This window comes from Rhodococcus sp. 05-340-2 (assembly GCF_002258915.1).
In the GTDB taxonomy this organism is placed as follows: Bacteria; Actinomycetota; Actinomycetes; order Mycobacteriales; family Mycobacteriaceae; genus Rhodococcoides.
Genome location: NZ_NOYU01000006.1, coordinates 473,948 through 489,079 on the forward strand (window position 1 = coordinate 473,948; position 15,132 = coordinate 489,079).

Below are 15,132 nucleotides of genomic sequence, written 5' to 3' on the forward strand. Positions count from 1 at the left end.
TCTTGTCATTCGTTACCCGCACGAGTACGCGGAAGGCAGCACTCGGCGGCGTCGCGTCGCTCGGTGCCATCGCCCTGATCGCAGGCTGTGGATCTGCCCCCGAAGACGAAGGATCGGGCGGAGGCGGATCGAGTGACTTCCTGCCCTGCATGGTCTCCGACAGTGGCGGATTCGACGACAAGTCGTTCAACCAGCTCGGGTTCGAGGGCTTGACCGAAGCATCCGAAGAGCTCGGCGTCGAGCCACGCACCGTCGAGTCCGCGTCGCCCACCGACTACGGCCCCAACATCAACAACCTCGTCGATCAGGGCTGCAACCTCATCGTCACCGTCGGATTCGATCTGGCCGACGCCACCAAGGTGGCAGCCGAGGCCAACTCCGACATCGACTTCGCGATCATCGACGACTCCACGATCGATCTGCCGAACGTCAAGCCGCTGACCTACGACGCGTCGCAGTCCGCATTCCTCGCCGGCTACGCGGCCGCGAGCTACAGCAAGACCGGAGTGGTCGGTACGTTCGGTGGCTCCCAGTTGCCGACCGTCACCATCTTCATGGACGGGTTCGCCGACGGCGTGAACTACTTCAACGAGCAGAAGGGCCAGGCAGTCCGCGTCATCGGCTGGGACGTACCCTCGCAGAACGGTTCGTTCACCGGTGGATTCACCGCCAACGAGGTCGCGAAGAACACCGCCCAGGGTCTGATCGACCAGAACGCGGACGTCATCTTCCCGGTCGGCGGTCCCATCTATCAGAGTGCGGCACAGGCCATTCGCGACTCTTCGCGTCCCGTCGCCCTCATCGGTGCCGACGCCGACGTCTTCGAATCCGACCCCTCGGTCGGTGACCTGCTGCTCACGTCGGTGACCAAGGGACTCAAGACCAGCGTCGACGAGGTCGTCGCCAACTCCGGTGCCGATGCGTTCGACAACACCCCGTACGTGGGCACGCTCGAGAACGACGGAGTCGGTATCGCACCGTTCCACGACTTCGAGTCCGAGGTCGACCCCGCACTGCAGGGCGAGCTGGACACGATCAAGGCCGGCATCATCGACGGGTCCATCACCGTCGAGTCGCCGTCGGCACCCAAGTAGCACCAAGCGGTCGTAAAGGGATATGAAGCTCGAACTTCGCGGTATCACCAAACGATTCGGCTCGTTGATCGCCAACGACCACATCGATCTGAGCGTCGAATCCGGCGAGATCCACTGCCTCCTCGGCGAGAACGGCGCAGGCAAGTCCACGTTGATGAACGTGCTCAGCGGCCTGTATCGCGCCGAGGAAGGCCAGATTCTGCTCGACGACGTCGAGCAGAATTTCGCCGGACCCGGCGAGGCGATGGCTGCCGGGATCGGCATGGTGCATCAGCACTTCATGCTGATTCCGGTGTTCACCGTTGCCGAGAACATCGTGCTCGGTAACGAAACCACCTCGCTCGGTGGACGACTCGACCTCGTGGCAGCGCGGAAGCTGGTGCGGGAGATATCCGCGAGGTTCGGCTTCGACCTCGATCCCGATGCTCTCGTCGACGACCTTCCCGTCGGCGTGCAGCAGCGGGTCGAGATCGTCAAAGCACTCTCTCGTGAGGCCAAGGTGCTCGTGTTCGACGAGCCGACGGCCGTCCTGACGCCGCAGGAAACCGACGATCTGATGCGGATCATGCGGGAACTCGCGGCGTCGGGCACCACGATCGTCTTCATCACCCACAAGCTGCGCGAAGTACGCGAAGTAGCAGACAAGATCACCGTCATCCGGCTCGGCAAGGTCGTCGGAGAAGCGAAGCCGACCGCCAGCAACACCGAGCTCGCTGCACTCATGGTGGGACGCGACGTGCAGCTCACCGTCTCGAAGGACCCGGCCACGCCCGGGGACGCGGCACTGGTGATCGAGAACCTGTCGGTGTTCGACGCCCAGGGCAACAAGACCGTCGACGACGTCAGCCTCGAAGTCGCGGCTGGAGAGATCCTCGCCATCGCAGGCGTGCAGGGCAACGGTCAGACCGAGTTCGTCGAAGCCCTGCTCGGCTTGCAGGACAACGTATCCGGCACGATCAGCCTCGACGGCAACTCACTCGTCGGGTCGACGGTGCAGGACGTGCTCGACGCAGGCGTCGGCTTCGTCCCCGAGGACCGCACCGTCGACGGACTGGTGGGCGAATTCTCCATCGCCGAGAACCTGATGCTCGATCGCTCCAACAGCATGCCGTTCGTGCGGCGCGGCGCGGTGCAACGCGAGTATCTGGACAAGTTCGCCTCGGAGAAGCTCAGCGAATTCGACGTTCGCGCACCGGGAATCGGCACCGCAGTCGGCCGCCTCTCCGGTGGCAACCAGCAGAAGGTGGTGCTCGCCCGAGAACTGAGCCGCGATCTGCGACTGTTCGTCGCGGCGCAGCCGACTCGCGGAATCGACGTTGGATCCATCGAATTCGTGCACAAACGCATCGTCGCCACCCGAGACTCGGGGATCCCGGTCATCGTGGTGTCGAGCGAACTGGATGAGGTCGCCGCACTGGCCGATCGCATCGCCGTCATGTATCGAGGAGCAATCGTGGGAATCGTCCCCGGGGATACGTCCCGCGAAACACTCGGATTGATGATGGGCGGTGAGCGAAGTGAGTGAGGCCGAGCAGCCGCCGGTATCCCAGCAACCGTCGAAGTCACATGTCGTGTTGCGGCAGATCTTCACCGGCAGCGCCATCATCTCTGTTCTCGCAGTCTTTCTCGCGCTGATCGTCGGTGCGGTGCTCATCGCCGCCACCAACTCGGGCGTGCAGGAATCGGCCGGGTACTTCTTCTCCCGTCCCTCGGACATGCTCAAGGCGATCTGGGATTCCGTTGCCGGAGCGTACTCCTCGTTGTTCCAGGGTTCGGTGTACAACTTTCGGCGTCCCGGATTCGAGAACGGCATCCGGCCGCTGACCGAGACGCTGACCTTCGCCACTCCGCTGATCGTCGCCGGACTCGGTGTGGCACTGGCCTTCCGCGTCGGCATGTTCAACATCGGTGGCCGCGGCCAGATGCTCATCGCCGCTGCGTGCGCAGGCTGGGTCGGATTCGGAGTGAACCTGCCTGCGGGGATCCACCTGCTGGTGGCCGTACTCGCCGGAGTCCTGGGCGGCGCAGTGTGGGGCGGCATCGCCGGATTCCTCAAGGCGCGCACCGGCGCCCACGAGGTGATCGTCACCATCATGCTCAACTACATCGCGTTCTATCTCGTCGCGTACCTGCTGCGCACTCCCGGTGCTCTGCAGGCACCGGGATCGAACAATCCCAAGACCGCGCCCATCGCGTCGACTGCGGTGTTCCCCAAGCTCTTCGGCGACCGCTACAGCCTGCACCTCGGTTTCGTACTGGTGATCTTCGTGACGATCGCGGTGTGGTGGCTGCTCGAGCGATCGAGCCTCGGATTCCGTTTCCGCGCCGTCGGCGAGAACCCGCATGCTTCGCGCGTCGCCGGTATGAACGTCAACCGGATCTACCTGTACGCGATGATTCTGTCGGGTGCGCTCGTCGGCTTGGCCGGTGTGGCACAGGTGCTGGGCACCGTCACCACGGGCTTCAGTGCGGACATCGACGCCGGCATCGGATTCGACGCCATCACCGTCGCACTGCTCGGGCGATCGAAACCCTGGGGCGTGTTCTTCGCGGGAATCCTGTTCGGCGCGTTCAAGGCCGGCGGGTTCGCCATGCAGGCGGCCGAAGGCGTACCCATCGACATCGTGCTCGTCGTGCAGTCGGTGATCGTGTTGTTCATCGCCGCACCGCCACTGGTTCGAGCCGTGTTCCGATTGCCCAAACCAGGTGAAGAGAAACTCGCGAAGGCCGAGACCGCGAAGGTGGGTGCACTGTGACCACGTCCGTCGACGCCCCCGCCGAGGCGGTACTCGGTCGTAGCTGGAAGGTGCCGTCGATCCTCGGGGTCGTGACACTGCTCGCCCTGGTGCTGTTCGTCGTCCAGAGGGGTTCGGGTACAAGCACATTCGCGCTGGCGTCGGAGGACGACTTCTTCGCGTTGCCTGCCGTGGGCGTGCCGTCGTTCGGCACCGGTCTCGTCGTGGTCGTGTTGCTGGCCGTCATCACCGCCTACGCGTCGCTGCTCGCCTCGCAGTACCGCTCGACGCCTCTGTGGCTGCTCGCCGTGTTCGCAGTGCTGTTCGTGTTCGGATTCCTGGCCTGGGCGGCCGACGGCGAGACCATCCCGGTGCCCGGATTGCTCATCGGCGCAGTCGCTCTGAGTACTCCACTGATCTTCGGCGCGATGGGCGGCGTGATCTCCGAACGCGTCGGCGTCATCAACATCGCCATCGAAGGTCAGTTGCTCGCAGGAGCTTTCGTCAGCGCCGTCGTCGCCTCGATCACCGGTTCGACGTACGTCGCGCTACTGGCGGCACTGATCGCCGGGGCGCTCACCGCGTCTCTGTTGGCCGTGTTCTCGATCCGCTACTTCGTCAACCAGGTCATCGTGGGTGTGGTGCTCAACGTGTTGGTCGTCGGACTGACCAGCTTCCTGTACTCGGTGGTGCTCACCAAGAACGCCGAGACACTCAACTCGCCACCCCGGTTCGCGCGCATCGACATTCCGGTGCTCTCGCAGATTCCGATTCTCGGTCCGGTGCTGTTTCGACAGACGCTCATCGTGTACCTGATGTATATCGCCGTGGCGCTCGTCTTCTTCGGGCTGTTCCACACCAAATGGGGTCTGCGACTGCGTGCCGTCGGTGAACACCCGCAAGCTGCCGACACCGTCGGAATCAACGTCGCACGCACCCGCTTCTGGAATGTCTGCCTCGCCGGTGCCATCGCCGGACTCGGTGGTGCGTACTTCACCCTCGGCTCCGTCGGCGCGTTCGGCAAGGAGATGACGGCAGGTGCCGGCTACATCGCTCTCGCCGCCGTGATCTTCGGCCGCTGGGATCCGGTACGCGCGACGCTGGCCGCACTGCTCTTCGGATTCGCGTCGAACCTGCAGAACGTACTGGGCATCATCGGCTCGCCCGTGCCGAGCGAATTCATGCTGATGTTGCCCTACGTGGTGACCATTTTCGCCGTCGCGGGCCTGGTGGGCCACGTTCGAGGACCGGCCGCAGCCGGTAAACCGTATGCGTCGCGAAGTTAGCGCCCGCACTACCTGACTCAGCGGTAGGGTCGCTGTCCGTTGTGACCGCTTTCACTGTAGGGTTCGGTCATTGTTGCCGCAGTTTTTCGAAGGAGAGCCATGAGCTTCCGCAGTCCCTTTCCCGATGTCGAGATTCCCGAACTCAGCGTCTACGACTTCCTGTTCGGATCGATCGCCGAGTCCGACCTCGACAAGCCTGCACTGATCGACGGAACGTCGGGTGCGGTCACCACCTACAAGTCGCTCATCGGTCAGATCGACGCCATCGCAGGCGCTCTGGCTGCACGTGGACTCGAGGTCGGCGACGTCGTCGGACTCCACTCGCCGAACGTGCCCGCGTTCGCGTCGGTGCTGCACGGCATCCTGCGCGCAGGCGGAACCGCAACGACCATCAATGCGCTGTACACGGCCGAGGACATCGCCAAGCAGCTCACCGGCTCGGGCGCGAAGTTCCTGTTCACCGTCTCCCCGCTGTACCCGCAGGCCAAGGCTGCTGCGGAGAAGGTCGGCCTCGACGCCGATCACGTCATCGTGCTCGACGGCGCAGAGGGCCACCCGAACCTGCGCGACCTGCTCACCCAGGGCGCACCGGCCCCCGAGGTCTCCTTCGATCCGGCCACGCACGTCGCCGTGCTGCCGTACTCCTCCGGTACGACGGGTGTGCCGAAGGGCGTCATCCTCACCCACCGCAACCTCGTCGCGAACGTGGCGCAGATGGAACCGCGCGTGGGTATCGACAGCGACGACGCGATCCTGGCGTTGCTGCCGTTCTTCCACATCTACGGCCTGACGGTGTTGCTCAACATCGCGCTGAAGCTGCGCGCGCATCTGGTGACGATGCCGAAGTTCGACCTCGTCGAATTCCTGCGGATCATTCAGGACCAGAAGCTGACGTACCTGTTCATCGCACCGCCGGTGGCCGTCGCGCTGGCCAAGCACCCGCTCATCGATCAGTACGACCTCTCCAGCGTGCACACCATCTTCTCGGGTGCGGCTCCACTGGACGAGGAGCTCGGCAAGGCCGTCGCGAAGCGTCTGAACACTCGCGTGCGTCAGGGCTACGGCATGAGCGAGCTCAGCCCCGTCAGCCACGCCATCCCGTTCGATCGCGACGACATGCCGCTCAGCTCGGTCGGCCAGCCGCTGGCGAACACCGAGAACAAGCTCGTCGACCCGGGCACGCTCGAGGAGATCGACCTGCCCACAGAGGGATTGAGCAAGCCCGGTGAGCTGTGGGTCAAGGGACCGAACGTGATGGTCGGGTACCTCAACAACCCCACCGCCACCGCGGAAACCCTCGACTCCGACGGTTACCTGCACACCGGCGACATCGCCGTCGTCGATCCCGAGGGTGTCGTCTACATCGTCGACCGCCTCAAGGAACTGATCAAGTACAAGGGCTACCAGGTGCCCCCGGCCGAGCTCGAGGCACTGCTGCTCACGCACGAGGAGATCGCCGACGCCGCCGTCATCGGTGTGCTCGACGACGAGGGCGAAGAGATCCCCAAGGCATTCGTCGTCCGCCAGCAGGGTGCCACCATCGACGAGGAGGGCATCATCGCCTTCGTCGCCGAGCGCGTGTCGCCGCACAAGAAGGTACGACGCGTCGAGTTCATCGACATCGTCCCGAAGTCCGCGGCCGGCAAGATTCTGCGCAAGGACCTGCGCGCCGCGGAGACCGGAAAGTAGCTCCGCAGTTCGATGCTCGCACCCCTCACCATGTTCGACGGTGGGGGGTGCGTTCGTATCAGACGGGCTGGCTCATCGCATGACGTCGGGCGGTGCGGGTGTACTGGTCCAGCGTGATCAACGGTGGGCGGTCGACGAGTGAGAGCGGTGCGATCTTCGCGGAGAGCTGATTTCCGGACGTTTCGAACGTCGTGAAACCGGCTCCCGAGTCGGTCAGGCCGAGCCGCGAGAACATCGTGGCGACGATCTGGCGGCTCATGACGGCCAGTTCGGAGGTCGGCCGGTTCCGGTGCCGACGGGTCCCGAGGCCGATCTGTCCGATCGCGCTTGCGCCGAGCCGGTGATAGGTGTCCAACAACAGACCGATTTCGACTCCGTAGCCCGGGGCGAACCGGAGGGACTCCAACAATTGCCTGGTGGCGGCGTATTCGCCGCCCAGCGGCTGGAACACTCCCGCGAGTTCCGGAACCAGTGCGGTCAGCAGGGGCCGCACCGTCAGTTGAGTGACGCGGCCCCCGCCGTCCTCGTCCGTGCTGTCGCCGATCGTCAGCGGCCGGCGGTAGAAGCCCTTCACCAGCTCCAGGCCCTCTGTCATCAACAACGGGCCGACCAGCGAAGGGACGAAGTGCGAGCCCGGCTCGACCAGGTCGGAATCGACGAACACGACGATGTCGCCCGAGGTGGCGGCCACCCCTCGCCACAGCACTTCACCCTTGCCGCGCACAACGGGTGTGCCCGGGAGCGCCTCCTCCCGCGAGACCACTGTGGCCCCTGCACCGCGTGCCCGTTCCGCTGTGCGATCGGTCGACCCCGAATCCAGAACCACCACCTCGTCGATCAAGCCGCCCAGATGCGGAGTGATCGAGGAGACGACGCCGGCGACGGTGTCTTCCTCGTCGAGCGCCGGGAGCACAACGGACACGGTCCGGCCGCGCTTGGCCCGAACGATCTCCGCGAGCGGCCACGGGGGTCGAACCCACGTGGCGGCAAGAGCGGGTGTGCCGACAGCGTCGAATCGTTTCATCGAATTTCCTTCGTTGTCGCGCGAACGTCGTGGATTCAGCGGGTGCCCGTCGGCAGGCCCATGGACGGCGCGATCACCGACCACGCGTCGTGCAGATCTTGTTCCCAGTAGGCCCACGAATGGGTTCCGGTGGGCCGGAAGTTGTACGTGGCGGCGATGTCGAGTTCCTGCAGTCGCTGCTGCATCTGACGGGAGCAGTTGTCCGTGGTCGCTTCGATGACCGCGCCGACGGCCAGCTGCTGCACGAGCTTGCCGTAGTCGCTTCCGATGCCGGGTCCACCGGGCACATCGAAAGCGCCGGGCGCTCCGGTACCGCTGGAAATGTAGACGGCGATGCCGCGCAGACCTTCTGCGCGCACGTAGGGGTCGTTTGCCGCCCAGCCGTCGCTACCGGGAGGTCCCCACATGTTGGCGGTCGATCCGCCGCCGCGGGCTTCGACGACGGATCTGACGTACATCGCACCGACCGGGTCGGATGTGCGCGCACATCCGCTGAACGACGCGACCGAGCGATACACCGAAGGGTGGGCGATCGCCAACTGCAGAACGGACGTTCCTGCCATCGAGATACCGGCGACCGAATTGATGCCGTTGCCACCCAGCAGTTCGTTCATCAGCGGCGGGAGTTCGAGACCGAGGAAGGTGGACCACTTGTTTCGGCCCAGAACCGGGTCGTCTTTCAACCAGTCGGTGTAATAGCTGGCGGCACCTCCCCGAGGCACGACGACGTTGACGTTCTTGGCGCCGAAGAATCCGGCGACGTCGGTCTGGTCGAACCAGCTGCTTCCGCCGTCTCCACCGGCTGCGCCGTTGAGCAGGTAGAGAGTGGGGGCACCGCGCACCTCTGCCCGGAATACGTCGATGGTGATATCGCGATCCATCGCCGCGGAGTGAACCTGCACGACGTCCCGGCGCGCACCGGCGCTGTCCACGGCGACGATCGACGACCCCGTTTCTGCTGACGCCACGGCGGCCGAGCTCGACACGAGGACGACGACCGTCACGACGACGCCGAGAGCCGAGACAGTCGCCTCCCGAAGGCGAAATCGACTGAGCATCAACCGTTCCTGACATCGTGGGAGGTGCGCACGACAAGGAGTCCGACGGGCGCGGTATGTCACCGACGGTAGAGCGAATGGCTGCAATCGACAACAACGTTGACGATTCCTCATTTCTGACACAGGTATCCCGCGAATCCTTGTCGATTTTCCAAAATCCTCGTCGCCGGGGTTTCTTCGATTCGGCCCGAATGATCCACTGACTCCTCCGACGCACTCACCGCGTCGAATCGCTCTGTCTCCTTCGAAAGGTTGTGTCGTGGTCGCATTCGGACTCATCGACGAGTGGAAGCCAGCTCCAGGACCGCTCACCACGTGGTCGCCCACCGTCTCCTCGCGAGCTGCTGCCGCGGCTGCGCCTGCCCACCCGGCACCCCCTTCCCATATCCAGCAGGCGTATCTCGAGGCCGCGTTCCGTAACCGAGGCTCGTCGTTCCGCTTCTCCCGGCTGTGTCTCGTGACGTTCCGAATCGAGGGCACGTTGGACCGCGCGGCGATGGGTCGGGCGTTCAACACGTTCGTCACCCGACACGATTCCTTCTGCAGCTGGTTCTCCACGACGGCCGAGGGGGCGACGCGCCACCTGGTCGACGTCGCCGACATCGTGCTCGAACCAACCGATTTCGGCACTCCCTCGGACTCCGAGGCCATTCGGCGTCACGTTCAGGACAGCACTCCCGGTCCCGACAGTTGGGATTGCTTCTCGTTCGGCACGATCGAACACGACGACCACTTCGTGGTGTACGCGGCGGTGGACCACCTCGACACCGACGGTATCTCGCAGGCATTGACGTATTACGAACTGCGCCAGCTCTACCGCAACGCGGTGACGGGGGAGTCCGATGGACTGTTCACCCCGGGCAGCTACCTCGAGTACTGCCAGCGCGAACGCCTCGAGAGCGATGCCACGACTCTGGAGTCCTCGGCCGTCCAGACCTGGATCGACTTGGTGACGGACAACGGCGGCGATCTTCCGACGTTCCCACTTCCTTTGGGACGCAGCAGTATCGACTACACGCGGACCTCGCACAGTTCGTTCCCACTGTTCGACGGCGCGAAGGCCCGGGCCGTCGACGAAGCATGTGCGGGAGTGGGAGCAAAATTCATCGGAGGCATCTTCGCCGCGGCGGCCCTGGCGGAGTACGAGCTTGCCGGCCGGAGCAGCTACTTGGGCTTGACGCCCAAGAGCACTCGGTCGACGCCGGGCGAATTCGCCTCCATCGGATGGTATTCGAGCTTGATTCCCGTGCGTTTCGATCTCGGTGCGAAGCCGACGTTCCTGACCCTCGCGGTCCTCGCGCAGCAGGCATTCGACTCCGGCAAGCTGCTGGCGAACACCTCCTACCACCGGGTACTCGAACTGGCGCTGCCGGAGCACGGAATCACGACGCAGCCGGGTTGGACCGCGCCGATGATCTCCTACGTCGACGTTCGGAAGCTGCCGGGCGAAGCCGAACTGGATGCCGCGGGGGCCGGCCTGTACGGAAACCGTGGCAGCTCCGAGGAAGTCTTCATGTGGATCAACCGCTTCGAGGACCACACTGGTGTCGAGTTTCTCTATCCCGGCACCGACGAGGCCGATCGATCGATCGACCTGTACTTCTCCAAGATATTCGAGATCTTCACGGCCGTCGTCGAATCGGGTGACTACACGCCGGAGATCGCGAGCGTGTTCGCGCACGAGCTCACGGACGTCAGCAGGGTATGACACACCGCCGCCGAGGGTCGTGGCTGACGCTGTGCGCCTGCCTGCTGGCGGTCACGATGCAGATGATCGACGTCACCGCCGTCACCGTGGCATTGCCGTCGATCGGCCGGGATCTGGATGCATCGGGCGCGCAGCAGGTCTGGATACCGACGGCGTACCTGCTGGCATTCGCCTGCGCGCTGCTCACGATGGCGCGCACCGGGGAGGTGTTCGGGCGCAGAACCGTGTTCGTCACCGGCACTGCACTGTTCGCGGTGACGTCGGTGCTCTGCGCGTACGCGCCCACCATAGAGTTGCTCGTTCTCGCTCGGGTGCTGCAAGGACTTGCGGGAGCGGCGATGTCGGCTCAAACGGTGGCAATCGTGACCGCCGCCTACTCCGGCACTCGGCGTACCACCGCGTTCGCGCTGTACGGCGGCACCGCAGGGCTGGCCGGACTGACCGGACCGGCCATCGGTGCACTGCTTCTGCACCTCGACATGCTCGGAACAGGCTGGCGAGGAATATTTCTGATCAACGCCCCGATAGCGCTGGCCGCGATTGCACTCGGCCGCCGGTTCGTCCCACCCGAGTCGAAGCACTCGGGAGTCGGAAGCGGTGGACGGTTCGACCCCGTAGGGGTTGGCCTGTGGTCGATCGGGGCGCTGATGATCGTCTATCCGGTCATGGCGAGCTCGAGTTTCGTCACGGCTGTGCCCGCCGTGGCGATCGGCCTGGCAACACTGGCGGGATTCACCATGTGGGAACGCCGACGAAGGGCGGCAGGCGCACACGTGATGGTGGACATCGGGGTCTTCGGTGAGCGCGGGTTCTCTTTGGGCTGCGCTGTGTCTGCTCTGGTGTACGGCACGTTCACCGGGTTCGTCCTGACGATGTCGGTGACACTGCAGACCGGCCTGGGGGACAGCGCGACGACCGTGGGCGCGATCACGGTTCCCTTTGCGCTCGGTGCCATTGTCGCGTCCGTGGCCGCGCCGGTGTCGTTCCGCCGCTGGGACTCTCGCGTCGTGGCTGCGGGCGCGGCGGCCATGGGCATATCGCTGTTCGTCCTCGGCGTCACCACCGACTACCTGGATCGAGTCGGCTTCCCTTGGTGGATGGCAATCCCGTTGGTTCTGGTCGGTGCCGGCTTGGGATCGGTGATCGCGCCGCTGCAGAGCACCATCGTGGCCGGGGTGGAGCCGCATGCTCTCGGCTCGGCCTCGGGGATTCTGCCGACGGTCCAGCAAGTGGGGTCGGCCGTGGGAACGGCAACGACCGGTGCCGTGTACTTCGCGCTGCTTCCTTCGGATCCGGTGGCCGCCGACTACCTGACGTCGCAGCGGACGGTGCTGTTCGGGTTGGCCGCCACCATGGCGGTGGCCACCGTCGTCGCGGCCGCCCTGCCGCGAGGCGGTCACAGGGCTGTCGACGCCGACCAGTCGATTGTCTCCACGAGGGTGCCACAGTGACTGCGAAATCCACTGCACAACAGTGCAATCGAAGAACCCCTCACCCGAACCGAGCGTTCGAGCCGATCGAAATCGAGAAGAGTTACAGCATGCTTCGTACCCTCGTGACCTCGACACTCGTGGTCGGGCTGATGTCGATGTCGTTCGTCGTTGCACCGCACGCGTCGGCTGCGCCCACCGGTCCGACACCGGTACCCGGCACCCTGTACGCATCGGTGCCGGATCTGTCCGGAACCGAGAACGGTGATGTCGTTGGCACCAGGCGTTTTTCGAGTCCGTTGTATCCCGGGGCCGACATCTGGCAGATCCAGTATCGATCGTCCGACTCCCGAGGAGACGCCATCGCCGCTGTGACAACAGTTCTCGCGCCTGCGAACCGAGCACCCGGTGGGCCACTGCTGTCGTATCAGCCGTTCGTCAACGCGCTCGGGTTGCAGTGCGCACCGTCGGAATCGTTGTTCGGGGCCGATCCGACGACCGGTGTGCAGGAGCGTGAGTTTCTCAACCTGGCGCTGGTGCGTGGATGGTCGGTCGCTGTACCGGACCACCTCGGACCCCAGAGTGCCTACGGTGCAGCCAGGTTGGGCGGACAAATCACCCTCGACGGAATTCGCGCCGCGCAGCGGGTTCCCGAACTCGGACTGTCGGCCGGTCCGGTCGGAATGGCCGGGTATTCGGGTGGCGGAATGGCGACGGCCTGGGCCGCGGCGCTCGCTCCGAGCTATGCACCCGAGCTGAACATCGTCGGTGCCGCAGCCGGAGGGGTGCCGGCCGATCTGGACAACATCGCTCGCGCGTTGGGCTTTGCGCCGCATCAGGCATTCGGGCTCGCGTTTGCCGCCGCTCTCGGACTCGAACGCGAGTATCCCGACCGTCTACCGATCACGGCTCAGCTCAATCCCACCGGTCTCGTGTTGAGGGATCAGGTCTCGAACGCGTGCACCCCGGTGATCCTTGCCGCCGGAGCCTTCAAGAGTGCACTGGCGGTCTCGACCACTACGTCCTTGGTGGACAGCCCGGAAGCGCAGCAGATCATCGACGAAAACAGTTTGGTGAAGTATGCGGGGGTTCCCACCGCACCCACGTTGCTGTGGGGAAGCGACAACGACCCCCTGATCCCGATCGGTGCCCTGCGCGACACGGCCGCACGGTACTGCGCGAACGGGGCGACTCTGCAGTTCGACGTCGTTCATGCCCCGCAGCACATTCAGGCGGCGTTCGAGGGTCTTCCTGCTGCGCTCACATTCCTGGACAACAGGTTTCGGGGTGTCGCACCGCCGACCAACTGCGTCCGATGAAACGGCTCGCACCCGCCGTGGTGGCCGCGACCACAGCTCTGGTCGTGGCCTCTACGCCGGCTCACGCCGCGGACCTTCCGGTGTTGGCCCCGCAATCGTTCGGCGACTTCTCGGTGCAGACTCGATATTTCGACGTCGTGGTGGGACCTGAGCGGGATCGACACTGCACCGTCGTGGGCGACATCTACGTCCCAGATGGTCTGGGACCGGACAACCGGGCTCCGGCCATCCTGACCAGCAACGGTTTCGGCGGATCCAAGGACGACCAAGCGGGTGCCGCGGCGAGATTCGCGACGCACGGCTACGTTGTTCTGTCATACTCCGCCTTGGGTTTCGGTGGCTCGACGTGCAAGATCTATTTCGCGGATCCCGATTACGACGGCATCGCTGCGTCGTCGCTCATCGGCTATCTCGCCGGCGACAACGACGGTGTGTTCACCGATCCTGCGCGGACGACGGCCGCCCCGCCGCTCGATGTGGTTCGGCTGGATGGACCAGGTGATCCACGTGTCGGCTACCTCGGTGGTTCTTATGCCGGCGCAACAGGATTGGCCGCCGCGTCGATGGATTCGCGGTTGGACACGGTTGCATCGATGATCACCTGGAACGATCTGTCGCGTTCGCTGGCACCGGAGGCGACCGGCCGACGGCCGGTGGGGCCGGTCAAGAGCATCCTCGGCTCGGCATTCCTGACGGCCGGTGCGGTACTGGCCGGCCCGTCCGGTTACGCCGTCGATCCGGCGCGGGCGGAGGGTTGCCCGAATTATGCCCAGTGGGTGTGCGACGCGGCACTCGCGTTCGCTGCGAACCGGGAACCGGACCCGGAAACTCTGGCGGCCATGCGGCACGTCTCACCCGTGGACTATCTCCATCGTGTGAACGTTCCGGTTCTGCTCACTCAGGGGCAGAAGGATTCGCTGTTCGGTCTGGACGAGGCAGCGGCCACCTACGAGACCTTGCGTTCGCGCGGGGTGGAAACGTCGATGATCTGGCACTCCTGGGGACACAACGATCGGAAGGGTGCTCCCGGCGAGTTCGACATCAAGGCGCCCGACCCGTTCACTCAGCACGAAGCGGCCCTCGTGGGCAACTGGCTCGACCGACTCCTCAAGGATCGAGACGTCGACCGCAGACCCGCATTCACCTACTTCAGGGACTGGGTGCCCTACACCGGCGTCGCGTCGCCGGCCTACGTCGAATCCGAGATATTTCCCGTCGGTGCCCGCCGCACGTTCTTCTTGTCGAATGGATCGCTTTCCGTGGGTGACTCGACCAACGGTGCGTGGACGCAAACGATTCGGGGTGCAGGTGCGTCGATGCCCACCACGTTCGGACTCCCGAATCTCGCGGCCGAATTGCCCGTGCCGCGGGTCTCGCTACCCGGTTCTGCCGCGACCTGGACTACCGCGCCGCTCGCCGAACCCGTCGACGTGGTCGGCGCACCGGAGCTGTCCATCAGCCCCACGGTGTCCGGGCCTGCGACGGTCTTCGTCACCGTGCTCGACGTCGCACCGAACGGTGCGCGGAGTCCGATTCACGGGCTCGTCGCACCCGCCGTGCTCACCGGATCCTCGGACCCGGTGACGATCTCGCTGCCCAACATCGTCCATCGATTCGACCGTGGCCATCGCATCGGCGTCGACATCACCGCGTCCGATCCGTCGTTCGCCGGTGGACCCGGCCCGGCGGACGTCACCTTCTCCTCGACGGATCCGATCAATCAGTTCTCCCTACCCGTAACGCCGTGACGCAGTGCCGTGGCGATCGATCAGAAATCACCGAAAGGCTC

Annotated in this window: 11 protein-coding genes; 9 read left to right on the plus strand and 2 right to left on the minus strand. The window is 64.9% G+C overall.

Translation table 11 applies throughout. The features are described 5' to 3' along the window. Positions 1-2: 2 nt before the first annotated feature. The 5 genes from CH271_RS03780 to CH271_RS03800 all read left to right on the plus strand — a co-directional run bounded on the left by CH271_RS03780 (position 3) and on the right by CH271_RS03800 (position 6,804). The gene (locus CH271_RS03780; RefSeq protein ID WP_230596128.1) at positions 3-1,094 is read left to right on the plus strand and encodes a BMP family lipoprotein; all 1,092 of its coding nucleotides are present in this window, start codon (positions 3-5) and stop codon (positions 1,092-1,094) included. A 22-nt stretch (positions 1,095-1,116) separates the two neighbouring features. Then, positions 1,117-2,619 (plus strand): ABC transporter ATP-binding protein, encoded by a 1,503-nt coding sequence (locus tag CH271_RS03785; protein ID WP_037186905.1) that lies wholly within the window; start codon positions 1,117-1,119, stop codon positions 2,617-2,619. Further along, positions 2,603-3,850, plus strand: coding sequence for an ABC transporter permease (locus CH271_RS03790; protein ID WP_256986194.1), 1,248 nt, complete (start codon positions 2,603-2,605; stop codon positions 3,848-3,850). The genes CH271_RS03785 and CH271_RS03790 overlap by 17 nt, the downstream gene beginning before the upstream one ends. Further along, positions 3,847-5,115, plus strand: a complete 1,269-nt coding sequence (locus CH271_RS03795; protein ID WP_094632689.1) for an ABC transporter permease — start codon at positions 3,847-3,849, stop codon at positions 5,113-5,115. The genes CH271_RS03790 and CH271_RS03795 overlap by 4 nt, the downstream gene beginning before the upstream one ends. 99 nt (positions 5,116-5,214) lie before the next feature. Then, positions 5,215-6,804, plus strand: coding sequence for an AMP-binding protein (locus CH271_RS03800; RefSeq protein ID WP_094632690.1), 1,590 nt, complete (start codon positions 5,215-5,217; stop codon positions 6,802-6,804). A 58-nt stretch (positions 6,805-6,862) separates the two neighbouring features. Here the strand turns inward: CH271_RS03800 and CH271_RS03805 are convergent, their stop codons facing one another. Both CH271_RS03805 and CH271_RS03810 read right to left on the minus strand, forming a co-directional pair. Beyond that, positions 6,863-7,828 (minus strand): glucosyl-3-phosphoglycerate synthase, encoded by a 966-nt coding sequence (locus tag CH271_RS03805; RefSeq protein ID WP_094632774.1) that lies wholly within the window; start codon positions 7,826-7,828, stop codon positions 6,863-6,865. A gap of 35 nt (positions 7,829-7,863) precedes the next feature. Beyond that, complete coding sequence (locus CH271_RS03810) at positions 7,864-8,886, minus strand: alpha/beta hydrolase (RefSeq protein ID WP_094632691.1); 1,023 nt, start codon at positions 8,884-8,886, stop codon at positions 7,864-7,866. 259 nt (positions 8,887-9,145) lie between these two features. Between CH271_RS03810 and CH271_RS03820 the strand changes: the two genes are divergently transcribed. From CH271_RS03820 to CH271_RS03835, 4 genes are all read left to right on the plus strand, one after another. Continuing rightward, complete coding sequence (locus tag CH271_RS03820; RefSeq protein WP_094632693.1) at positions 9,146-10,594, plus strand: condensation domain-containing protein; 1,449 nt, start codon at positions 9,146-9,148, stop codon at positions 10,592-10,594. Further along, positions 10,591-12,045, plus strand: a complete 1,455-nt coding sequence (locus CH271_RS03825) for an MFS transporter (RefSeq protein WP_094632694.1) — start codon at positions 10,591-10,593, stop codon at positions 12,043-12,045. Before CH271_RS03820 ends, CH271_RS03825 begins: the two co-directional genes overlap by 4 nt. An 89-nt stretch (positions 12,046-12,134) precedes the next feature. Then, positions 12,135-13,343 carry a lipase family protein gene (locus CH271_RS03830; protein WP_037188651.1) on the plus strand — a complete coding sequence of 403 codons (1,209 nt, stop codon included), beginning with the start codon at positions 12,135-12,137 and terminating at the stop codon, positions 13,341-13,343. Further along, positions 13,340-15,091, plus strand: coding sequence for a CocE/NonD family hydrolase (locus CH271_RS03835; protein WP_094632695.1), 1,752 nt, complete (start codon positions 13,340-13,342; stop codon positions 15,089-15,091). The genes CH271_RS03830 and CH271_RS03835 overlap by 4 nt, the downstream gene beginning before the upstream one ends. The last annotated feature ends 41 nt before the right edge of the window (positions 15,092-15,132 follow it).